Origin of the sequence: Microbacterium lushaniae (genome assembly GCF_008727775.1) — a bacterium.
GTDB lineage: Bacteria > Actinomycetota > Actinomycetes > Actinomycetales > Microbacteriaceae > Microbacterium > Microbacterium lushaniae.
The window spans coordinates 2,719,552-2,741,627 of sequence record NZ_CP044232.1; the positions used below are offsets into that span (position 1 = coordinate 2,719,552).

Below are 22,076 nucleotides of genomic sequence, written 5' to 3' on the forward strand. Positions count from 1 at the left end.
CCCTACGGCGGCGATCCCGCGAGCGGAGGGGCCCGGGACCGGGACAAAAAATAAGACTCTCCGCGCACCCAGCAGAGCCTGGTTACCCTTGCTACGTTTCCGTCCTGGGGGAGTTGGCCTGGATGCCGTCACGCGGAGAGCCGGCTCCAGTGTATCGGTCGACGCGCCCCGCGGCCAACGCGGGCTCACCGACTTCGCCGCCCCGCCGCACGGACCCTCGCGCGACAAGGGCAGACTTCTCCCAGCCCCCGAGACCGAAAGCGGGGTTACGATCGGGTCACGACCGGCGACGACGCCACTCCCCGGACCCGAGGGATCAATGAACGAGACCGCGACGACATCGCCCGATTCCGCATCGGGGCCGCTCACCCCGGACGACTTCGGCCGGGTCACCGACAGCATCGTCGCGTCGATGTCGCGCGTGATCGACGGCAAACCCGAGGCCGTGCGCTCGGCGCTCGTGGCGCTGCTGGCGGAAGGCCACCTCCTGATCGAGGACGTGCCCGGCGTCGGCAAGACGATGCTGGCGCGTGCCCTGGCCGCTTCGGTGGATGCGAGCGTGCGCCGCATCCAGTTCACGCCCGACCTGCTGCCCGGCGATGTCACCGGGGTGTCGGTGTTCAATCCCGTCGATCGCGAGTTCGAGTTCAAGCCAGGCGCCATCTTCGCCAACGTCGTCATCGCCGATGAGATCAACCGTTCCTCCCCCAAGACGCAGTCGGCTCTGCTGGAGGCCATGGAGGAGCAGCAGGTCACCGTCGACGGACGCACCCACCTGCTCCCCGATCCGTTCCTCGTCGTCGCGACGCAGAATCCCCTCGAGATGGAGGGCACGTACGCCCTGCCCGAGGCGCAGCGCGACCGGTTCATGATGCGCATCTCGATGGGCTACCCCGATGCCCGCAGCGAAGCGCTCATGCTCCGCCAGCGCGACAGCGTCAACCCTCTGGAGGCGATCCGTCCCGTCGTGACCGCCGAGCGGGTGACGCAGCTGATCGCGTGGGCGCGAGCGGTGCACGTGTCGCCGGCCGTGGAGGACTACGCCGTCGCGCTGGCCCACGCCACGCGCACGCACCCCGACCTCCGCCTGGGCGCGAGCCCGCGCGCCACCCTGCAGCTCGTGCGCGCGGCGAAGGTGTGGGCGGCCCTGGACGGGCGGGGATTCGTCATCCCCGACGATGTCACCGCGCTGCTCGCGCCCGTCTTCGCGCACCGCCTCATCCCCAGCCGCGCCGCGGCGGGCGGCCGGCCCTCGGCCGACGTCGTCGCCTCGACGCTGGAGCGGATCGCCGGGTCGGTGCGCGTGCCGCTCGCCGCGCGCATGTGAGCCTGCCATGAGACGCCTGTGGCCGCTGACCGCCCGGGGCACCGGAGCCGGGGCCCTCGCCGTCCTGGCGTTCCTGGTGGCCCACGAGGCAGGCGTCGGCGAGCTGATGTACTTCGGCGTGCTGCTGCTGGTGGTCATCGCCGGCAGCGTCGTGTCGTTGTTCACGGCGCGGCGCACGGAGGCCGTCACCCGCTCCCTCGTGCCCGATGTCGCCGCGGTCGGCCGGGAGAGCACGGTGCGCGTGCGGGCCGGGATGCGCTCGGCGCTTCCGACGGCACCGGGAACGTGGGAGGACACCCTCTCCCCCGGCCTGTCCGGCCGCGCCCGCGGCATCTTCCCCGCCCTGGGCTCGGGCCTGCGCGGCGGCGACGGGAGCGTGGAACTGGGTTACACCGTGCTCGGCCGCGCCCGCGGCATCCATTCCCTCGGCCCCCTCGTGGTCACCGCCACCGACCCCTTCGGCCTGGCCCGGCGGCGGTTCTCCCTCGGCGGGCGCACACGCGTCACCGTCGCGCCGGCGATCGTCGAGCTGTCGACACTGCCGACCGCGCCCGGCGAGGCGGGCGGGATGCTGCAGGCCACGACGGCGCAACTGGGGCAGGGCGCCGACAACCTCGTCGCCCGGCCCTACGCGCCGGGCGACTCGATGCGGCGCATTCACTGGCGGGCAACCGCGCACCGCGACACCCTCATGGTCCGCCAGGAGGAGCAGGAGGCGACTCCGGAAGCGAGCGTCGTGCTCGATCGCGGGGTGCTGCGATGGGGCGCCGACGCGGTGCTGGCCCCAGGGCTGGACCCCGCGTTCGAAAGCGGTGTGTCCGCGGCGGTCTCGGCCGTGATGCAGCTCGTGCGGGAGGGGTACAGCGTCGAGCTGATGGATTCCGACGGCGCGGCGCTGTCGGATCCGCTCGCCGGCGGCGAAGTGTTCGACGTCGAGGCCCTCGCCGCGCAGCTGGCGACCCTGACCACCCGCAAGGGCGATGATCTGGGCCGGGTCGCGGGACTGTTCGCCGGCGTTCTGACCGGACCCGTCGTCGTGGTGACCGGACGTCTCTCGGCCGGCGACACCGAGGCGCTCGCGCCCCTGGCCCACCACTCCGCGCTGCCCGTGCTCCTCGGCGTGGGCGCCGCCTCCGACGCCGTGGACCGGCTGCGCATGGCCGGATGGTGCGCGGCATCCCTCACCCCCGACGCCGACATCGCGGCGGCATGGGAGCAGGCCATCGACCGGGGAGCGGCCCGTGTCCGCTGAGACGTGGGGCGCGCGAGGCGGCGTCCGTGACCGGGCGGCCGGACCGCGGCGCACCGACGTCCTGCTCGCCGCCGGGGTGCTCGCCGCACTCGTGGGCGCGACCGTGCCGCTGCTGCGGGTGATCGACAGCGGATGGTGGCTGCTCGCTGCCCTCGGCCTGGCCGCCGCGGTGCTGGCCACGGGCGTCGTCGGCCGCGGGATGCGGCTGCCGGGACTGGCCGTGGCCGGGCTCGAGGCCGTGACATGGGTCCTCCTGCTCACCCTGATGTTCGGCCGTTCTTCGGCCGTGCTGTGGATCGTCCCGACCCCCGACACCTTCGCGACGGTCCCGGTGCTGGTCTCGGCCGGAGTCGAGGAGATCGTGCTGGGCGCCGCTCCGCTGGAGCCGGGCGTGCCGCTGACCTTCCTGCTCGTCGCCGCCGTGGGCCTGGTCGCCCTCGCGATCGATCACGTGGTGCTCACGGCGCGCATGCCGCTGCTTGCCGGGGTCGCCCTCGTGGCCATCTCGCTGATCCCCTCCATCGCCGTGCCGGGTGAGATCGACCTGGTGGGTTTCGTCGTCCTCTCCGTCAGCGTGCTGTTCCTCCTGCGCATCGACACGCGTGCGCGCCATCGCGAGCCGGATGCCGCACCCACCCGCGCGGCGACCGGATACGCCGCACCCGGCGACCAGCCACGCCGATCGGGCGGCGCGACCGCGACGGCACTGGCGATCGGGGCGATCGCCGTCGTGGCGGCGGTCGTGGCCACCCCCCTCCTGCCCCTCCCATCGCCCGGGCGGGCTCAGGGGGCCTGGGCACCGGATCCACGATCGACCCGACCCTCGAGCTCGGCGACGACCTGCGCCAGCCGCGCGAGACCGAGGTGCTCACCGTCCGCTCCTCCGCGTCCGAACCGCCCTACCTCCGCGCGGTCACCCTCTCCGACTTCGACGGTTCGGTGTGGGAGCCCGACACCGGGCGCACGACACCGCTGGGCGCGGAGGAGGAGTCGTTCCCTGCGCTGGAGGTCGATCCCGGCATCGAAGTCGACGAGCAGCGCGCCACCGTGGAGATCGTGGATCTGAACTCCCCCTGGCTGCCCGTGCCGTTCCCGGCGACGACGGTGACAGGGCTGGACGGGGCGTGGGGAGCGCTCGCGCAGAACCGCACCGTCGTGGCCCGCAGCGGATCGACGCAGGGTCAGGCGTATGAGGTGGAGAGCGCCGTGCCGCGACCCACCGTCGAACAGATCCGCGGCATCGAGGCCGGCGGGCAGGTGCGCGAGGAGTCCTACCTCCTACCCGATGATCTGCCGGCGATCATCGAACAGACCGCGCGCGAGGTCACCGTCGACGCGCAGAGCGACTTCGAGGCCCTGCAGGCCCTGCAGGCGTGGTTCCGCAGCTCGGAGTTCGAGTACTCGCTCGAGGCGCCGGTGGAAGAGGGCTTCGACGGGTCGGGTGCGCTGGCAGTCGCCGACTTCCTCGCCGTACGGCAGGGCTACTGCGTCCACTACGCCTCCGCGTTCGCTCTCATGGCGCGGACGCTGGACATGCCCTCGCGCATCGTGGTCGGATACCTCCCCGGCATGAGCAGGAGCGACTCCACCGACGGCGAGACGGTGTACTCCGTGTCCAGCAGCCAGCTGCACTCGTGGCCGGAGGTTCATTTCCCCGGCGTGGGCTGGGTGCCCTTCGAGCCCACGAACAGCCTGGGAACACCCACGAGCTTCTCCTCGGCGAGCGCAGCGGGCGCAGGAGCCCCCGCCGACCGGGCGCCGGAGGACGCCCTGCAGCCCGACGCCGGCTCCACGGCCTCCCCGACCGCCGGCCCGCGTCCCCAGGACGATCTGCAGGCCGGGAGCGGGGGCACCTCCACGACCGGCGGCGTGGGTCCGTGGCCGGGTGTGGGCACGGGGATGCTGCTGCTGGCACTTCTGGCACTGCCCGGCGTGCTCCGCGAACTGCGCCGGCGCAGGGCCGTCCTGGCGGCGGAGGGCGGCGACGCGGGGGCGGCGTGGCTCGCCCTTCAGGAACTGGCCATCGACCTGGGGATCCCGGTTCCCGGCGCGGAGTCCCCGCGCGCTTTCGGGGCCCGGCTCACCCGTGACCACGGCGCATCCGAGACCGCCGTCGGCGCGCTCGTGGCCGGGATCGAACGCTCCAGCTACGCCGGTGTCGCCTCGCGCTTCGACCACCGCGGCGGCCTCGCCCCCGCTCTGGCGGAAGCGCGTGCGGGGATGCTCGCGAGCGTCACGCCGGGGCGGCGCATCCTGTCCGTCGCCGTGCCCCGCTCCCTCGTGATCCGCCCGGGCTCGGCCTACGCGCACCCGCCCGAAGCGGCGACCGCCCGCTGACCCGCCACCGCGGTTCGGGCGGCGTCGCGCATACGGGTAGGATGGTCGGCGGCCCTCCGGGGCCTCAGGAGGATTCGCCTAGTGGCCTATGGCGCACGCTTGGAAAGCGTGTTGGGTGCAAGCCCTCGGGGGTTCGAATCCCCCATCCTCCGCCATCAGTTCCCCGTGTTCACAAGGGATCGCCACTCGTTGCGACCCGGCTCGAGCACGGTCTTCGCGCCGGTTCTGTTCGGCCGGTGGCGTGGTGTGGCCCCTCGGAGACGGACAGGGGCCAGCCGGATCCGGCCGGCCCCCTTCACGGTAGACGCGCAGCTCAGTCGGTTCGAGAAGCCGCTGACTGAATGACCTCGGCGAGGTCGCGGGGACGGCTCCACATGGGCCAGTGCCCCGTCGGAAGGTCGATGACGTCGAGGTGGTCGATGTTCGCGACTTCGGCGAACATGGCATGGCCCGCGCGGGCCAGCTCCAGCACCTGCACGCTCGGGATCGAGCAGCACACCAGGGTGGTCGGGACCGTGCGGCGGGCATCGTTGGTCAACTCGACGGGCTGACGGAGCACGGGGCCGGGCTCGGGGACGGCCCTCGCCCGAAAGCGCTCGAGGACCTCTGGGCCCAGGCCTTCGAGGCTCGCCTGCTGGCCGAGCACGTCGAGAGGCGGCAGCGGAAGCTCCGCCACCTCCTCCGGGAGGTCCGGGGCGAAGACGCTTCCCGTCGCCACGGGGCCGGAGTCGACCCACACCACCCGATGGACGAGCTCAGGGTGGCGGTCAAGGACAAGACTGACGGGGAAATTCGCGCCGCTGTGAGCGACGAGAGTCGCGGGCTGATCCTCGGAGACCCCGAGTCGGGCGAAGAGGTCGAGGACCGCTGCGGCTTGATCGTCGAGGGTCCTCACCGCACGCTCGGGATCGTCCCCATCGAGACCGGGCAGCGTCATCGCGATCGCGCCGGAGTGGTCGGTGTTCAGGTGCTCGAGGACGTCATCCCACGCCCACGCGCCCAGCCAGTGGCCGGCGATGAGAATGATGGTCGGGCTGCTCGTCGTACTGGTCATGTCACCAGCTTGGTGGGTGCTGTGGGCAGCGGTATGTCACTATTTGTGACATGAATTCGATCCGGGCGGAACAGTGAAGCGAGCAGAACGCCTCCACGCCCTGTCCGAGATGCTGCGCCGGAGCGGATCACGGGGATGCTCCGCCGAGCGGCTGGCGAGGGAGTTCGGCGTGTCCGTGCGCACGGTCAAGAGAGACCTCGCTGCGCTGGACGACAGCGGCGTGCCCGTGTGGTCGCGCCCGGGCCCGGGCGGCGGCTACGGATTGGCCGCGGGCGCGTCACTGCCGCCTGTCAGCCTGTCCCCGGCGCAGGCCGTGGCGCTCATGGCGGCCGTGTCCGCTGCACCCGATGCCCCCTACGCCGATCTGGCAGCAGCCGGGATCCACAAGATCCTCGACGTCCTCGATCCCAGAACCCGGACAAGAGCCGACGAGCTGGCCGGACGCATCTGGGTCAACGCGACTCCCTCCTCCTCGTCGCGCGCCATCAGGTCGGCGCTGGAGGAGGCGATGGCCGAGCAGCGCGTCGTCCGCATCCGCTACACATCCAGAGACGGGACCACGACCACCCGCGACGTCGAACCCGTGCTGTTCGCCTCCACGAGCGGCCGGTGGTATCTGGTGGGGTGGTGCCGGCTGCGCGACGCGATGCGATGGTTCACCGTGTCGCGCATCGAGCGAGCCGGCGTCACCAAGACGGCGTGCAGCGGCCATACCGTCCAGGAGGTCGGAGAACCCCCGGCGAACGCCAGACCGGTGCACGGCCGGGGCGAGTGAGTCATCGGCTCAGCCTCTCCGGTCAGTACACGGCGTCCGATCCCGGATCCGGGGCGGACTGCGCGTCGGGACGCAGGTCCAGCCGCCGCAGCAGCTGGGCGTTCAGGGCCACCACGATCGTCGACAGCGACATCAGGATGGCTCCCACCGACATCGGCAGCACGAACCCGATCGGGGCGAGGATGCCGGCGGCCAGCGGCACCGAGATGAGGTTGTAGCCGGCGGCCCACCACAGGTTCTGCGTCATCTTCCGGTAGCCGGCGCGCGAGAGCTCGATGACCGACAGCACCGAGCGCGGGTCGTCGCTGGCGAGGATGACGCCGGCGGAGGCGATGGCGACGTCGGTCCCCGCGCCGATGGCGATGCCCACGTCGGCCTGTGCGAGTGCGGGTGCATCGTTGACGCCGTCGCCGATCATGGCGACCGCGTGCCCCTCGTCCTGCAGCTGCTTCACCTTCGACGCCTTGTCCTCCGGGCGTACGCCGGCGAAGAATCGCCGGATGCCGAGGTCTGCGGCGACGGATGCGGCGACCGCTTCGGCATCGCCGGTGATCATCACGACCCCGACGCCGCGGGCATGGAGGGTCGCGACGGCCTGCCGGGACTCGGGGCGGATCTCATCCGCCAGGCGCAGTGCTCCGGCGACCCGCCCGTCGACGAGCACGTGCAGGATGATCCCGCCGTCCTCCCGCCACCGCTGCGCGATGGGCAGTTCCCGGGCGTCGGCCTGCTCGAGCAGGTACGGGCCGCCGACCTGCACCACCCGGCCGTCCACGTCGGCTCGCACCCCCACCGCGGGAGAGGACTCGAAGCCCCGGGAGGCGGGGAGTGACAGGTTCTTCGCGCGGGCGGCGGCCACGATGGCGCGCGCCAGCGGATGCTCCGAGTCCGACTCGGCCGACGCGGCCAGGGCGAGAAGGCGGTCCTCATCCATCCCCTCCACCGGTGCTGCGGCCGTCACGGCGGGAGTTCCCCTGGTGAGGGTTCCGGTCTTGTCGAACACGACGGTGTCCACGGTGCGCATGCTCTCCAGGGCGAGCCGGTCCTTCACCAGCACGCCCGCGCGGGCGGCGCGCTCGGTGGCGATGGACACCACCAGCGGGATCGCCAGGCCGAGCGCATGCGGGCAGGCGATCACCAGGACCGTGATCGTGCGGACGACCGCCTGATCGGGCAGACCGATCACGGTCCACACCGTGGCCGTGATCGCGGCGGCGGCCAGGGCGAACCAGAAGAGCCATCCGGCGGCGCGATCGGCGAGCCGCTGCGCGCGGGAGGAGGAGTTCTGCGCCTCGGTCACCAGCCGCCGGATACCCGCCAGCGCGGTGTCCTCCCCGACCGCGGTCACTTCGATGCGCAAGCCGGAGTCGGTGGCCACGGTGCCGGCGACGACGGTGGCTCCCCGACCACGGAGCACAGGCCGGGACTCGCCGGTGATCATCGACTCGTCCATGCTCGCCGACCCCTGCACGACACGACCGTCGGCCGGCACGCGCCCGCCGGGGCGGACCACGACCACGTCGCCGACGCGCAGCTCAGCCGGGGCGACGGTGACGACCCCGTCGCCCTCGACCCGGTCGGCCTCGTCGGGGAGCAGCGCGGCCAGGGAATCCAACGCGGACGTCGTCTGGGCGAGGGAGCGCATCTCGATCCAGTGCCCCAGCAGCATGATGACGATCAGCAGCGCCAACTCCCACCAGAAGTCGAGCTCGTGGTGCAGCAGTCCCAGGCTCGCACCCCAGGACGCGACGAAGGCGACCGTGATCGCCAGCCCGATCAGGAGCATCATGCCGGGCCTGCGCGCACGCAGTTCCGCGACGGCGCCGGTCAGGAAGGGCGCGCCACCCCACACGTACATGACCGTTCCCAGGACCGGAGAGATCCAGCCCACCCACGGAGCCTCCGGGAGGGGATACCCCCACAGCATCGCGAACATGCCCGAGAAGCCCACGACCGGCACCGCGAGGGCGAGCATGATCCAGAACAGCCGGCGGAATCGTCCGACGTGATCGGCGTGGCCGGCATGGCCCCCGTGATCGGCATGGCCCGCGTGATGGGCCTGGCCGCCGTGCTCAGCGTGCCCCGCCGGCCCCGCATGTCCCTCGTGGCCGGGCGGGGATTCCACCTCGGCGATGGCGTCATCGGCGGGCAGGTGGTGGTCGTGCCGGCTCATGCGTAGCCTCCTTCGACGACGGGAGTGCGGGGAGCGGTCAGGCCGGGGCCGCAATGCGGGGCCGGTCGGCAGCGACTGCCGATGCGCCGGCGGGCAGGGGCCGGAACCCGCGCAGTCGCAGGCTGTTCGTCACCACGAACACGGACGACAACGCCATCGCCGCCGCGGCGACCAGCGGGTTGAGAAGACCCGCCATGGCCACGGGGATCGCCGCGACGTTGTACGCGAACGCCCAGAAGAGATTGCCCTTGATGGTGCCGAGGGTGCGGCGGGCCAGTCGGATCGCGTCGGCCACGACGAGCAGGTCGCCGGAGACCACGGTGATGTCGCTCGCGGCGATCGCCGCATCCGTGCCGCCGCCCATGGCCAGCCCCAGATCGGCGGCGGCGAGAGCTGCGGCGTCGTTGACGCCGTCGCCGGCCATCGCCACGACGTGTCCGTCCTCCTGCAGGCGCCGGACGACCTCGAGCTTGCCGGCGGGGGTGACCGCGGCGTGCACGTGGTCGATGCCGACCTGCGCCGCGATGTGCCGGGCGGCGCCCTCGTTGTCACCGGTGAGGAGCACGGGGGTCATTCCGAGCGCGCGGAAGCGGGCGACCGCCTCGGCGCTGGTGGGCTTGACCGTATCGGCCACGGCGATGATCCCCAGGTGCTCGCCGTCGCGGGCGACGGCGACGACCGTCGCACCCTCGGCGGCCAGGGCGTCCGCGTCGCGCTGCAGCTGCGGGGTCGCGTGGATGCCCCACTGATCCTGCACCCACGACGGGCGTCCGGCGACGACCAGCGAACCCGCGACGATGCCCTGCACACCCGAGCCGGCGTGGGAGTCGAAGGTCTCGGCGGGGGCCACGGCGACGGTCTCGGCGACGGCCTCGTCAACGATGGCGCGGGCCACCGGATGCTCCGACCCCGACTCCACCGCGGCGGCCGCCGCGAGCAGCTCGCCGCGGGTGACGCCGGCTGCGGGGTGCACCGCGGTGACGGCCATGGTGCCGGTGGTCACCGTGCCGGTCTTGTCCAGCACGATCGTGTCGACCTTGCGGGTCTGCTCCAGCACCTGCGGGCCCCGGATGAGGATGCCCAGCTGCGAGCCGCGGCCGGTGCCCACGAGCAGGGCCGTGGGAGTGGCCAGACCCAGCGCGCAGGGACACGCGATGATGAGCGTCGCCACCGCCGCGGTGAAAGCCACCTCCAGCGAAGCGCCGGCGATCAGCCAGCCGGCGAAGGCGGCGATCGCCAGGACGATCACGACCGGCACGAAGACCGCGGACACGCGGTCGGCCAGACGCTGGACCTCGGCCTTGCCGGTCTGCGCTTCTTCCATGAGGCGCCGCATCCGCGCGAGCTCCGTGTCCGCGCCCACGCGCGTGATCTCCACCGTCAGCCGGCCGCCGACGTTGACCGTGCCGCCGACCACACGCGATCCGACCGCCACCTCGACCGGGGTGGACTCCCCCGTGAGCATGCCGGCATCGATCGCGGAGGATCCGTCGATCACGAGCCCGTCGGAGGGGATCTTCTCCCCCGGGCGCACGAGAACGACATCTCCCACCACGAGCTGCGCGACCGGAACGCGCTGCTCCGCGCCGGCGACGATCTTCACGGCGTCTTTCGCGCCCAGTTCCAGCAGCGCCCGCAGGGCCTCGGACGACGACTTGCGGGCGCGGGCCTCGGCGTACCGGCCCGCGAGGATGAACACCGTCACCAACGCCGCGACCTCGAGGTACAGCTCCTCACCGCCACCGGTGGGGGTGCCGAAGAGGCGGAAGGTCATCGTCATGCCCGGCATCCCGGCGCCGCCGAAGAACAGGGCGTACAGCGACCATCCGAACGCGGCGATGACGCCGACGCTGATCAGGGTGTCCATGGTCGCAGCGCCGTGGCGGGCGTTGACCGCCGCCGCCCGGTGGAACGGCCACGCGCCCCACACCGCCACCGGTGCGGTGAGGGTCAGGGCCAGCCACTGCCAGGAGGTGAACTGCAGGGCGGGCACCATCGACAGGAGTGCGACCGGCACCGCCAGTGCCGTGCTGATCAGCAGGCGCTGGCGCAGCGACACCAGATTCGCGTCCGCCGGATCGCGGTCGTCGGCGCTCTCGGACTGAGGGGGCGCAGGAAGGGCGGCGTGATAGCCGGCGGATTCGACCGCCGCGATGAGGGTGGCGGGATCGACATCGGCCGCGCGGACGCGCGCCTTCTCGGTGGCGTAGTTGACCGTCGCCTCCACGCCCGGCAGCTTGTTGAGCTTGCGCTCGATCCGCGTCGCGCACGACGCGCAGGTCATCCCGGTGATGTCGAGTTCGACATCCACCGCGCTCACGACGGGCTGCCGGCCAGGGTGTAGCCGGCCTCCTGGACCGCCGCCGCCACGGCTGCCGCGTCGATCGGCGCAGCACTGCGGATCGAGACGCGAGACGCGCCACCGGCGTTCAGGTCCACCGACACGCCCTCGACGCCGTCGATCGCGGTCAGTTCTTCCGTGACACTCATGACGCAGTGCGAGCAGGTCATGCCGGACACGAGCACCTCGGACGTCACCGCCGTGGCCGAGGCATCCGCGCCGGCGGGCGCCCCAGCGGTCGAGCAGCACGCACAGCCGGAAGAGTCCTTCAGACCCAGGTCGTCGCGGTTTCCGATGTTCATGACTTCTCCTCGGGATCTGGTGACGGGATTACGAGCGGACCAGGCGCGCGATGGCCTCGTTGGCCTCGCGGATCTTCTCCTGGGCCACCGGGCCGCCCTCGGCGCTCGCCTCGGCGACGCAGTGCGTGAGGTGATCGCCCAGCAGCGACAGCGCGACGCCCTCCAGCGCCTTGGTCGCGGCCGAGACCTGCGTGAGGATGTCGATGCAGTACTTGTCCTCCTCGACCATCCGCGCAATGCCGCGCACCTGGCCCTCCGCGCGACGCAGCCGCTTGAGCAGCACGTCCTTGTCCGCCACGTAACCGTTCATCTTGATACCATACCCCCCTACCGTATCTCGCACAAGGCCGGCCCGCCCCTCCGTGACCTAAGTCCCTTGCCATTCGCGGCGCCGGTGCCATGGTGGCTTCATGGACGCAGCGGAGTCAGGGCAGCCCATCATCGTCGGGGTCGACGGGTCGGAGTCATCCGTTGACGCACTCCGTCACGCGGCGCGATTGGCCTCGGCGCTGGCCGTGCCGCTCGAGGCGGTCGTCGTGTGGTCCTACCCCCCACTGGCCACCGCCGGCGCCATGCAGACATGGTCGCCGGAGCAGGAGGCGCACGCGACCCTGGATGCCACGATCACGTCCGCCTTCGGCGCCGATCCGCCCGCCGCCCTGGGACGACGCGTGATCGCCGGACCCACCGCGCCGACCCTCATCCGCGAGAGCGCCGGTGCCGGCATGCTCGTCCTGGGCAGCCGGGGTCATGGCGGTTTCGTCGGGCTCCTGCTGGGCTCGGTGAGCACGGCATGCGCGCAGTACGCGTCGTGCCCGGTGCTCATCGTCCACTCGCCTCAGCAGGCAGCCTGACCTCCGCCACCCCGATCAGGGTCGGGCGCGGCGCGTCGAGCTCTCCCGGACGACGAGGCTCGGCACCGTCATACGGATGACCGGACCCGAGCCGCCGGCGTCGCCGGCCAGCGCCTCGACGAGCAGTCGCAGGCACTCCCCACCGAATTCGCGCGCGTTCAGGTCGAAAGCGGTCACGGCGGGCGAGAGCAGCGTATGGACGGGCTCGTCCACGTAGGCCGCCAGCAGCAGGTCCTCCCCGACGACGCGTCCGGCGCGCAGCGCGGCTGACAGTGCCGGAGCGGCCGATCCGCTGGGCACCACCACGAGGGCGTCGACGACGGGGTCTGACAGCACGGCATCGGCGGCCGCCTCCACCTCCGCGACGGTCGGCACGAATCCGATGCGCACGGCCACCGGATCCCTGCCGTGCGACGCCGACCACGCCGCATACGCGCTCGCGACCTGACGACCCCACGCCGTCGTCTCCGGCGGCAGCAGCACGCCGATACGCGCCGCCCCCTGAGCGGCGAGATGATCGAGCAGGCGGTGCATCGCCGCGTCGTGGTCGGACACGACGCTCGCCGTGACGGCCCGCTCCGCCGATTCGACGTGCTCCCCACTGACGACCGGGCGACCGTCTGCGAGCATGGCGCGCACCCCCGGATCCGACGCGGTGGCGTCCACGACGATGAATCCGTCCACGAAGGCGATCGGATGCTGCCCCGCATCGAGGTGCGGCAGAAGGATGACCGAGAGCCCGCGCTCCTCCGCGGCATCCACGACCCCGAACGCGAACTCCGTGTAATACGTGGCGCGACTGGCCCCCTCCGGCAGATGGAGACCGATCGCGCCGTACCGGGACGTGCGCAGGCTCCGGGCGGGGAGATTGACCTCGTAGCTCAGCTCCCGCGCGACCTCCAGCACGCGCGCCCGGGTCTCCGGAGACACGCCCTCTTTGCCCCGCAGCGCGAACGATGCTGCAGCGGTGGAGACCCCGGCGGCCGCCGCCACATCGCGGAGGGTCGCCTTGCGCGCTGCCATGAGCGTCGACAGTACCCGAGAAAAATGCCCTCCCGCCTCTTGCGCGGACCGGTACTTAATCGTTTAACATGACCGAAACGTCAGTGCAGACACTCTCGAAACATCAGTTCCATACGCTCGCCGCATCCGGAAGGCCCTCCGCGGGGTCCGCGCCCGGAGCACACCCGCCGCACCGTTGCGCCACCTGCGCGCGACCGTACCGAAAGGCCCCGCCTTGTCCTCCACTTCCGATCTCGCACGGACGGCGGGAAGCACCGCGCGCGTCCCGGTGCGCGTACCCACCGCCACCGCCACCTTCGCCATCGCGATCGCCGGCTACCTGGGCGTCAACCTCTCGCCGTACATGATCACGGCCGTCCAGACGGGGCTGCGGCTGGACGTCCTCGCCGCCAGCTGGCTCGTGACCGCCACGCTCCTGCTGACCGCCATCACCGGTCTCGCGGTCGCTCCGCTGTGCGCGGGCGGGCGCCGCCGCACGGTGGCGCGGATCGGACTGGCTCTCGCCCTCGCCGGGTTCCTGCTGGCCGCCCTCGTCCCCGCGCTGATCCTCCCTGGGCTGCTGCTGGGCGGCGCAGGCGCGGGCGGGGCGGTGGCGGCATCCGGAGCCGCCCTGGCCGCCTTCCGCAACCCCGACCGGGTCGCAGGTCTCAACGGCCTGTCCAACCGCGGCGTGATCACGATCGTGCTGGCCGTCGTCCCCGTCATCGGCCTGGCTCCCCTGCAGGTCTTCGGCGCGCTCGCGCTGTTCAGTCTCATCGGCCTGGTGCTGACCACGTGGCTGCCCGACGCCCCGGCCGCCGACGCGCACGCCGGCGCCGCCGTGGCGGAGGCGATGCCGATCGTGGTGCCGGCCACCGGCACCACGCGCACCGCGGCGGTCCCCTCCCGCACCGTCACGGTCGCGGGATTCGCGCTCCTCGTCGTGTTCGCCCTGTGGGCCGTGAGCGAGGACTCGCTGTGGGCGATGGCCGGCGTGCTCGGCGCAGATCTCACCGGGCTCTCCGATGAAGGGCTCGGCATCGCCCTCAGCGCGTCGACGGCGGGGGGCCTGCTCGGCTCGCTCGCGCTCATCCTGGTGGGCAACCGCCTCGGCAGGGCCGTTCCCCTGGTCGTGCTCCTGATCGCCGGCGGCATCCTGAAGATCACGCAGGGGTTCGTCTCCGATCCCACGGTGTTCATCGTGCTGTTCGTCGCGTGGAACACGATCTACGCGATCGCGTTCATGTACTTCGTCGCCACCTCCGCCGGCCTCGACGCCCACGGCCGCTGGTCGGGACCGCTGCTGGCGGTGTATCTGGTCGGCTCGGCGCTGACCCCCGTCATCGGCGCGGCGATCGTGTCGGCCCTGGGATACCAGGGCTTCGCGATCACTCTCGGGGTGACCAGCTTCGTCCTCGCGGTGCCGGCCGGCGTCATCGCGGTCATCTCCGGCCGCCTGGAGCGCGCGGCCGCTGCCGAGGTCGCGGCATGAGCGCCACGGTCTACCGCAACGGACGCGTCTTCACCGCCCACCCCGTCCGCGCGTGGGCGGACGCCTTCGCCGTGGACGGCTCCGAGATCGTGGCCGTCGGCGGCGAGGCCGACGTACGCGCGGCGGTGGCGGATCCGGCCGCCGTCGTCGACCTGGAAGGGCGTCTCGTGCTGCCCGGCTTCACCGACGCGCACACCCACGTGCTCATGATGGGCGCCGCCCTCGGCCAAGTCGCCCTCACCGGCGCTGCCGGCGTCGAGGACATCCAGCGCCTGCTCGCCGCCGCCCGCCGCGAGGCGCCCGAGGCCACGGTGCTTCGCGGCCGGGGCTGGCTTTTCGACGCCGTGCCCGCAGGCAAGCCCACGCGGGAGATGATCGACGCCGTCGTGCCCGACGTGCCCGTGTACCTCGACGCGAACGACTACCACTCGTGCTGGGTCAACACCGCCGCACTGGCCGAGCTCGGCATCACGCGCGACACCCCCGATCCCCTCGGCGGTTCCATCGGCCGCGACGAGCACGGCGAGCCCAACGGAATGCTGTACGAAACGGCGGCGCAGCAGTACGCGTGGGCGCACCGCGACGCCACGACCACCGACGCCGAGCGCGACGCCGCCGTGGACCGCGTCATCGGCGCCTACCTGACGGCCGGGGTGACCGGCGTGGTCGACATGGCGTTCGACGAGCTGGGGCTCGCGGCCTTCGAACGCGCGCAGGCCCGGTACGGCGGAGAGCTGCCGCTGCGCGTGGCGGCGCACTGGTTCGTCGCCAACACCGGCGACGAGGCGGCGAACGTCGCCCAGCTCGCGCGGGCGGCCGAGCTCGCCGCCGCGCCCTCGACGCCGTGGCTGCGCGTCGTCGGCATCAAGCTCGTCCTCGATGGCGTCATCGACGCGTGCACCGCCGCGATGGGCCGCCCCTACGCCGATGGTTCCCACGCCGAGCCCATCTGGGCACTCCAGCAGCTCGCGCCCGTTGTGACCGCCGCGGATGCCCTGGGACTGCAGATCGCGATGCATGCGATCGGCGACCGCGCGAGCGACATCGCGTTGGATGCCATCGAGCACGCCGTCCTGGCCAACGGGGATCGTCCGCGCCGGCACCGCATCGAGCACCTCGAGTACGCCGCCCCGGGCACGGCCGAGCGGATGGCGCGCCTCGGGGTCACCGCATCCATGCAGCCCGTGCACGCCGACCCTGCCATCTTCGCCAACTGGGCCCAGATGCTCGGCGACGAGCGCGTCGAGCGGGCGTTCGCGTGGCCGGAGTACGAGGACGCCGGTGCGCTCCTGGCGTTCTCCACCGATGCCCCCACGGCACCCTACGACCCGCTCGCCAACATGTACGTCGCATCCACGCGCGCCTCGGCGCTGGACGGCTCGGTGCCTCCCGTTCATCCGCAGTACGCCGTTCCGCTGGAGCGCGCGATCGGCCATGCCACCCGCGACGCGGCCGCCTCGGTGGGCGACGGCGCGTGGCGCGGGTGCATCGCCCCGGGCTTCGCCGCTGACGTCGTCATCCTCGACACCGACCCCTTCGCCGAGGGGGCCGACGCGCTCCTGACCGCGCACGTCGTGGAGACGATCGTGGCCGGACGCTCCCGGTGGTCGGCGGTGGAGGCGCGGCGATGAGCTGGCGCATGCCCTCGGAGACCGCACCGCACGCGCGCACCTGGATGTCGTTCCCCCGCGAGGGGCTCACTCTGGGAGCCGCCGACAGCGAGCGCGAAGCCGGCTACGCCGCGTGGACGGCGGTGGCCCACGCGGTGGCGGAGTTCGAACCGGTCACCATGGTCGTCGACCCCTCGGAAGGCCCGCGGGCGCGGCGCATGCTGTCGGCGGATGTCGAGATCATCGAGGCGCCCGTGGACGAGTACTGGATGCGGGATGCCGGTCCCACCTTCGTCGTCGACGACGAGCGCCCAGGGGTGCTCGGGGCAGTGGACTGGACCTTCAACGGCTGGGGCGACCACGGCTGGGCGCAGTGGGCGCTGTCGGCCGAGCACGGCCGCCTCGTCGCCGGCGCCGCCGGCGCCGCCGGCGCCGACATCGTCAGCTCGCTCCTGGTGAACGAGGGCGGGGGGTTCCACGTCGACGGTGCCGGCACGGTTCTGCTCACCGAGACGGTGCAGCTGGATCCGCGCCGAAACCCCTACATCGACAAGGCGCGCGTCGAGGCCGAGCTGCTCCGCACGATCGGCGCCACCCACGCGGTGTGGCTCCCGCGCGGGCTGACGCGCGACTACGGCGAGTTCGGCACGAGCGGACACGTCGACATCGTCGCCACGATCCCCTCCCCCGCGACGCTCCTCCTGCACGACCAGCGCGACCGGCAGCACCCCGACTTCGCCGTTTCCCGCGACCTTCGCGCTCACCTCGCCGCGCAGACGGATGCGGCCGGCCGAGCTTTCACGATCGTCGATCTCCCCGCCCCGGCCACCCTCCGCGACGGCGACGGGTTCGTGGACTGGAGCTACGTCAACCATCTGGTCGTCAACGGCGGCGTCATCGCGTGCGGCTTCGGCGAGGTCGCCGCAGACGCGCGCGCCCGCGACATCCTCGCCGCCGTGTATCCCGGCCGGCGCGTGGTCACCGTCGACGCGCGCGAGCTGTTCGCGCGGGGCGGCGGCATCCACTGCATCACGCAGCAGCAGCCGGTGGCGCACGCATGATCGAGGTGCACGAAGCGTCCATCGCCGACCTGCAGCGCGCCCTGGCGGACGGGACCACGACGTCCGTCGATCTCGTCGCCGCGCACCAGGCACGCATCGACGCGTACGACGGGCCCGACACCGAGACCGCCCTCAACGCCGTCGTCGTGCGCAACCCGGATGCCGCGGCCGAAGCCGCCGCATCCGACGCCCGCCGGGCGGCCGGGCGCACGCTCGGTCCGCTGGACGGCATCCCCTACACCGCGAAGGACAGCTTCCTGGTGCGCGGCCTGACCGCCGCGGCGGGAAGCCCCGCGTTCGCCGGCCTCGTCGCCCAGCGCGACGCGTTCACGATCGAGCGGCTGCGTGCCGGCGGGGCCATCTGCCTCGGGCTGACGAACATGCCGCCGATGGCCAACGGGGGCATGCAGCGCGGGTTGTACGGGCGGGCGGAGAGCCCGTACAACGCCGCGTACCTCACGTCGGCGTTCGCCTCCGGATCATCCAACGGCTCGGGCACCGCGACGGCGGCGAGCTTCGCGGCGTTCGGGCTCGGCGAGGAGACGTGGTCCAGCGGTCGCGCACCGGCCTCGTGCAACGCACTGTGCGCCTACACTCCCTCCCGCGGGATCATCTCGGTGCGCGGCAACTGGCCGCTCGTCCCGACGATGGACGTCGTCGTGCCGCACACCCGTTCCATGCCCGACCTTCTCGCGGTGCTCGATGTCATCGTCGCCGACGACCCCGAGGCGCGCGGGGACTTCTGGCGAGCGCAGCCGTGGGTGCCGATCCCGCCGGTCGCGACGGTGCGACCGGCTTCCTTCCCTGCGCTCGCGCCGGCGGATGCGGCGGCCGCACGCGCGCATCTCGCCGGCAAGCGCTTCGGCGTTCCCCGCCTCTACATCAACGCCGACGACGACGCCGGCACCGGGCCCACTCTCGGCATCGGCGGACCGACGGGGCGCCGCATCCGCACGCGGGATTCGGTGATCCGCCTGTGGCAGTCCGCGCGCGCAGAACTCGAGGCCGCGGGCGCGACGGTGGTGGAGGTGGACTTCCCGCTCGTGTCGAACTACGAAGGCGACCGGCCGGGGGCGGCGACCCTGCACTCGCGGGGCCTGGTGTCGCGGGACTTCCTCGCGCGCGAGATCCTCGACCTTTCCGCGTGGGCGTGGGACGACTTCCTCCGGGCCAACGGCGACCCCGCCTTCCCATCGCTCGCCGGTGTCGACGGGTCGCAGATCTTCCCGCACCCCGACGGCGCGCTCACCGACCACTACTCCGGCTTCGACGACGACATCTCCGCGTATCCGCAGCACGTCCGTGACCACCCGGTGTCGTCGTTCACCGACATCCCGCACCTGGCCGAGGGCCTGCGCGGACTGGAGAAGACCCGCCGCATCGACCTCGAGGAGTGGATGGACCGCCACGGCCTGGACGCCGTGGTGTTCCCCGCGATGGCCGACGTCGGCCCCGCCGACGCCGACGTCAACCCTGCCTCCGCGGACGCCGCGTGGGCCAACGGCGTGTGGGTGGCCAACGGCAACCTCGCGATCCGGCACTGCGGTGTCCCGACGGTCACCGTGCCGATGGGGACGCTCCCCGACATCGGCATGCCCGTGGGGCTGACCTTCGCCGGTCGGGCCTACGACGACGTCGCCCTGCTGACCGTCGCCGCGGCGTTCGAGGCCACCGGCGCGCGGCGCACTCCCCCGCCCCGTACCCCGCCCCTTCCCGGTGACCCGCCGTTCCTGCCGGCGACACCGTGCGCAGGCGGGGCGTAGAGCCGATCGAGGACGGCGTGACATGCTGTCGGGAGAGAGGGGACTCCATGACCCGACCCACCGTGCTCTTCGTGTGCGTGCACAATGCCGGGCGCTCCCAGATGGCCGCGGGCTATCTCCAGGCGCTCGCCGGCGACCGGATCGATGTCCGCTCGGCCGGCTCCGAGCCCAAGGATCAGATCAACCCCGTCGCCGTGGCCGCGATGGCCGAGGAGGGCATCGACATCGCCGGCAGCATCCCGAAGGTGCTCACCGTGGACGCCGTGCGCGAATCCGACGTCGTCATCACGATGGGCTGCGGTGACGCGTGCCCGATCTTCCCGGGCAAGCGGTACGAGGACTGGCAGCTCGACGATCCCGCCGGGCAGGGCCTGGACGACGTCCGACGCATCCGCGACGACATCCGCGGCCGCGTCGAGCGTCTGATCTCCGAGGTCGAGGACGCGGCGGCCGACACCGCGCCGCCCCGGTAGAGTGCCTGTGCGCCGCACTCGCCGGCGCTCTCCCCTCCGTCGGTCACCGACCGTCCCGCGGTCCGGTGCGCTCGCACGTGCGCCGGAGCGCCCCCTGACAGGAGCACGATGACCGCCGTCGACGCGCCGGAATCCGCCAGCCGCCACCGCATCGAGCCGACCGTGTGGCAGGCGCTGCAGAGCCCCCGTCTGCTCACGCGCGAAGTGCTCGCGGGCCTGGTCGTGGCGATCGCCCTCATCCCCGAGGCGATCGCGTTCTCCATCATCGCCGGCGTCGATCCGCGGTACGGACTGTTCGCGTCGTTCATCATGGCGGTCACGATCGCGTTCCTGGGCGGCCGCCCCGCCATGATCACCGCCGCCACGGGGGCCGTCGCACTGGTCATCGCCCCGGTGGCGCGTGAATACGGCATCGACTACTTCCTCGCGACGGTCATCCTGGGCGGGCTCATCCAGCTGGTGCTGGCGACACTGGGCGTGGCGAAGCTCATGCGGTTCCTGCCGCGCAGCGTCATGGTGGGGTTCGTCAACGCACTGGCGATCCTGATCTTCATCTCCCAGGTGCCGCACCTGGTCGGCGTGCCGTGGCTGGTCTACCCGCTGGTGGCGGCGGGGCTGCTCATCATGTACGCCATGCCGCGGCTGACCAAGGTGGTGCCCGCACCCCTGGTCGCGATCGTGCTGCTCACCGGCGCCGCGGTCGTGTTCGCCCTGAACGTCCCGACCGTGGGCGACGAGGGCGCTCTCCCCCGCAGCCTGCCCGAGCTCTTCGTTCCGAACGTCCCCCTCACGTGGGAGACGCTCGGCATCATCGGCCCGTTCGCCGTCGCCATGGCGATCGTGGGCCTGCTGGAATCGCTCATGACCGCGAAGCTGGTGGACGAGATCACCGACACGCATTCGCGCAAGACGCGCGAGGCGCTCGGGCAGGGGGCGGCGAACATCCTGTCGGGCCTGTTCGGCGGCATGGGCGGCTGCGCGATGATCGGGCAGACGATGATCAACGTCAAGGCCTCAGGTGCGCGCACACGCATCTCCACGTTCCTCGCCGGGGTGTTCCTGCTCGTGCTCGTCGTGGTTCTCGGCGACGTCGTCGCGATCATCCCCATGGCCGCCCTCGTCGCGGTCATGATCGTCGTGTCGGTGGCCACCTTCGACTGGCACAGCATCCGCCCGAGCACGCTGCGACGCATGCCCAAGAGTGAAACCGTCGTCATGGTGGTGACGGTGGTCGTCACCGTCTGGACGCACAACCTCGCGATCGGCGTCGGAGTCGGCGTGGTGACGGCGATGCTCCTGTTCGCGCGCCGCGTGGCGCATTTCACCACCGTGACGCGCGTCGTGACCGCGACGGATGCCGCGGAGCCCACGGCGCGCTACACCGTCGACGGGGCGCTCTTCTTCGCCTCCAGCAACGACCTCACCACGCAGTTCGCGTACACGCGCGATCCCGATCGGGTGATCGTGGACCTGTCGCGTTCGCACGTGTGGGACGCCTCCAGCGTCGCGGCGCTGGACGCGATCCAGACGAAGTACGACCGGCTCGGCAAAACGGTGACCTTCGAGGGCATGAACGACGCCACGACGCGCCTGCACGGCCGCCTCAGCGGCGGCGTCGACGCCGCGCACTGAGCGCGCCGGCTCGAGGCCTCGTCACTCCTCGAACGGCGGCAGGTGCGGAATGGGGTTGGGGCGGGTCGACCGCGGCACGCCCGCGCCGCGGTCGACCGGCCCCGTCGCCGGGGCGGTGGGCTCTTCGCGGCCGGGCACGCCGCGTTCACGGAAGCGGCGCCCCGTGAGCACGGACGGAGCCAGCCGGATGTAGAAGGGCTTGATCGTGACGCTCGCCGTCGTCAGCTGCGAAACCCCGCTGCGCCGGATCTCGTCGTCGGTGGTGACCTGCGCCGCGGCGCCGCGCACGACGACGCTCCAGTGGATGTCGTCCTCGTTGCCGTCCACCTCGAAGGCGACTCCGGGATTCACGCGGATGTGGCGGAGCTTGCTGTCGTTGGCCGTGCGGATGTAGAGGAAACCCTCGTGGCTGGTGTAGTTCACCGGGAAGAGTTCGGGCGCACCTGAGGCATCCAGCAGAGCCAGCCTCCCCATGCGGGTCCGCTCCAGGAGCGCCCAGCATTCCGCCGTGGTGAGCTGCTCGATCCGGTGGTCACGGTTGGCTCCGGGAGAACTGTCGACCATGTCCGTCTCCTCCATCGCTGTCGGCTGCGTAGTCCGGTCAGGCGCAATCTACGTGGCCGACCGG

General features: G+C 72.2%; 18 protein-coding genes, 1 tRNA gene, 1 other RNA gene and 1 pseudogene. 13 read left to right on the forward strand and 8 right to left on the reverse strand.

What is annotated here, in order from left to right; all coding sequences use genetic code 11:
- Positions 1–48: 48 nt before the first annotated feature.
- An RNA gene (ffs, locus tag F6J85_RS13045) (signal recognition particle sRNA small type) lies at positions 49–145 on the reverse strand.
- Positions 146–319: 174 nt separating this feature from the next.
- On the opposite strand from ffs, the gene F6J85_RS13050 reads away from it, so the two are divergent.
- The 5 genes and pseudogenes from F6J85_RS13050 (at position 320) to F6J85_RS13065 (ending at position 5,071) form a co-directional block, all read left to right on the forward strand.
- Complete coding sequence (locus F6J85_RS13050; protein WP_150925588.1) at positions 320–1,327, forward strand: AAA family ATPase; 1,008 nt, start codon at positions 320–322, stop codon at positions 1,325–1,327.
- A 7-nt stretch (positions 1,328–1,334) separates the two neighbouring features.
- Positions 1,335–2,579, forward strand: a complete 1,245-nt coding sequence (locus F6J85_RS13055) for a DUF58 domain-containing protein (protein WP_150925590.1) — start codon at positions 1,335–1,337, stop codon at positions 2,577–2,579.
- 118 nt (positions 2,580–2,697) lie between these two features.
- Positions 2,698–3,740, forward strand: a pseudogene (locus F6J85_RS18030) (TgpA N-terminal domain-containing protein); the annotation flags it as partial.
- 96 nt (positions 3,741–3,836) lie between these two features.
- Positions 3,837–4,916 (forward strand): transglutaminase-like domain-containing protein, encoded by a 1,080-nt coding sequence (locus tag F6J85_RS13060; RefSeq protein ID WP_238707124.1) that lies wholly within the window; start codon positions 3,837–3,839, stop codon positions 4,914–4,916.
- Positions 4,917–4,983: 67 nt separating this feature from the next.
- Positions 4,984–5,071 (forward strand) — tRNA-Ser (locus F6J85_RS13065).
- A gap of 158 nt (positions 5,072–5,229) precedes the next feature.
- Here F6J85_RS13065 and F6J85_RS13070 read toward each other — a convergent pair.
- Positions 5,230–5,970 (reverse strand): alpha/beta fold hydrolase, encoded by a 741-nt coding sequence (locus F6J85_RS13070; RefSeq protein WP_150925594.1) that lies wholly within the window; start codon positions 5,968–5,970, stop codon positions 5,230–5,232.
- A gap of 73 nt (positions 5,971–6,043) precedes the next feature.
- Here F6J85_RS13070 and F6J85_RS13075 point away from each other — a divergent pair, with 73 nt between their 5' ends.
- Positions 6,044–6,745 carry a helix-turn-helix transcriptional regulator gene (locus tag F6J85_RS13075; protein WP_150925596.1) on the forward strand — a complete coding sequence of 234 codons (702 nt, stop codon included), beginning with the start codon at positions 6,044–6,046 and terminating at the stop codon, positions 6,743–6,745.
- 22 nt (positions 6,746–6,767) lie between these two features.
- On the opposite strand, the gene F6J85_RS13080 is transcribed toward F6J85_RS13075, so the two are convergent.
- From F6J85_RS13080 to F6J85_RS13095, 4 genes are read right to left on the reverse strand one after another with little or no spacing between them, the layout of a single operon-like run.
- On the reverse strand, positions 6,768–8,918 hold the full coding sequence (locus tag F6J85_RS13080) for a heavy metal translocating P-type ATPase (protein ID WP_150925598.1): 2,151 nt from the start codon (positions 8,916–8,918) through the stop codon (positions 6,768–6,770).
- 37 nt (positions 8,919–8,955) lie between these two features.
- The gene (locus F6J85_RS13085) at positions 8,956–11,238 is read right to left on the reverse strand and encodes a heavy metal translocating P-type ATPase (protein WP_150925600.1); all 2,283 of its coding nucleotides are present in this window, start codon (positions 11,236–11,238) and stop codon (positions 8,956–8,958) included.
- The gene (locus F6J85_RS13090; RefSeq protein ID WP_150925602.1) at positions 11,235–11,561 is read right to left on the reverse strand and encodes a heavy-metal-associated domain-containing protein; all 327 of its coding nucleotides are present in this window, start codon (positions 11,559–11,561) and stop codon (positions 11,235–11,237) included. The genes F6J85_RS13085 and F6J85_RS13090 overlap by 4 nt, the downstream gene beginning before the upstream one ends.
- Positions 11,562–11,589: 28 nt before the next feature.
- Positions 11,590–11,871 carry a metal-sensitive transcriptional regulator gene (locus F6J85_RS13095; RefSeq protein ID WP_150925604.1) on the reverse strand — a complete coding sequence of 94 codons (282 nt, stop codon included), beginning with the start codon at positions 11,869–11,871 and terminating at the stop codon, positions 11,590–11,592.
- 100 nt (positions 11,872–11,971) lie between these two features.
- Here F6J85_RS13095 and F6J85_RS13100 point away from each other — a divergent pair, with 100 nt between their 5' ends.
- The gene (locus tag F6J85_RS13100) at positions 11,972–12,415 is read left to right on the forward strand and encodes a universal stress protein (protein ID WP_150925606.1); all 444 of its coding nucleotides are present in this window, start codon (positions 11,972–11,974) and stop codon (positions 12,413–12,415) included.
- A 15-nt stretch (positions 12,416–12,430) separates the two neighbouring features.
- Here F6J85_RS13100 and F6J85_RS13105 read toward each other — a convergent pair whose 3' ends face one another.
- Complete coding sequence (locus tag F6J85_RS13105) at positions 12,431–13,438, reverse strand: substrate-binding domain-containing protein (RefSeq protein WP_150925608.1); 1,008 nt, start codon at positions 13,436–13,438, stop codon at positions 12,431–12,433.
- A 214-nt stretch (positions 13,439–13,652) separates the two neighbouring features.
- Here F6J85_RS13105 and F6J85_RS13110 point away from each other — a divergent pair, with 214 nt between their 5' ends.
- From F6J85_RS13110 to F6J85_RS13135, 6 genes are all read left to right on the forward strand, one after another.
- Positions 13,653–14,909: an MFS transporter gene (locus tag F6J85_RS13110; protein WP_150925610.1), complete on the forward strand. Its 1,257-nt coding sequence runs from the start codon at positions 13,653–13,655 to the stop codon at positions 14,907–14,909.
- The gene (locus tag F6J85_RS13115) at positions 14,906–16,540 is read left to right on the forward strand and encodes an amidohydrolase (RefSeq protein WP_150925611.1); all 1,635 of its coding nucleotides are present in this window, start codon (positions 14,906–14,908) and stop codon (positions 16,538–16,540) included. Before F6J85_RS13110 ends, F6J85_RS13115 begins: the two co-directional genes overlap by 4 nt.
- Positions 16,537–17,580 carry an agmatine deiminase family protein gene (locus tag F6J85_RS13120; protein WP_150925613.1) on the forward strand — a complete coding sequence of 348 codons (1,044 nt, stop codon included), beginning with the start codon at positions 16,537–16,539 and terminating at the stop codon, positions 17,578–17,580. The genes F6J85_RS13115 and F6J85_RS13120 overlap by 4 nt, the downstream gene beginning before the upstream one ends.
- A complete protein-coding gene (locus F6J85_RS13125) occupies positions 17,577–19,343 on the forward strand; it encodes an amidase (protein ID WP_150925615.1) in 1,767 nt (588 codons plus the stop codon). Before F6J85_RS13120 ends, F6J85_RS13125 begins: the two co-directional genes overlap by 4 nt.
- A gap of 47 nt (positions 19,344–19,390) precedes the next feature.
- Positions 19,391–19,816 (forward strand): arsenate reductase ArsC, encoded by a 426-nt coding sequence (locus F6J85_RS13130; RefSeq protein ID WP_150925617.1) that lies wholly within the window; start codon positions 19,391–19,393, stop codon positions 19,814–19,816.
- Between the two features lie 108 nt (positions 19,817–19,924).
- The gene (locus tag F6J85_RS13135; RefSeq protein ID WP_150920705.1) at positions 19,925–21,448 is read left to right on the forward strand and encodes a SulP family inorganic anion transporter; all 1,524 of its coding nucleotides are present in this window, start codon (positions 19,925–19,927) and stop codon (positions 21,446–21,448) included.
- A 21-nt stretch (positions 21,449–21,469) separates the two neighbouring features.
- On the opposite strand, the gene F6J85_RS13140 is transcribed toward F6J85_RS13135, so the two are convergent.
- Positions 21,470–22,012, reverse strand: a complete 543-nt coding sequence (locus F6J85_RS13140) for a pyridoxamine 5'-phosphate oxidase family protein (protein ID WP_191906607.1) — start codon at positions 22,010–22,012, stop codon at positions 21,470–21,472.
- Positions 22,013–22,076 lie beyond the last annotated feature (64 nt).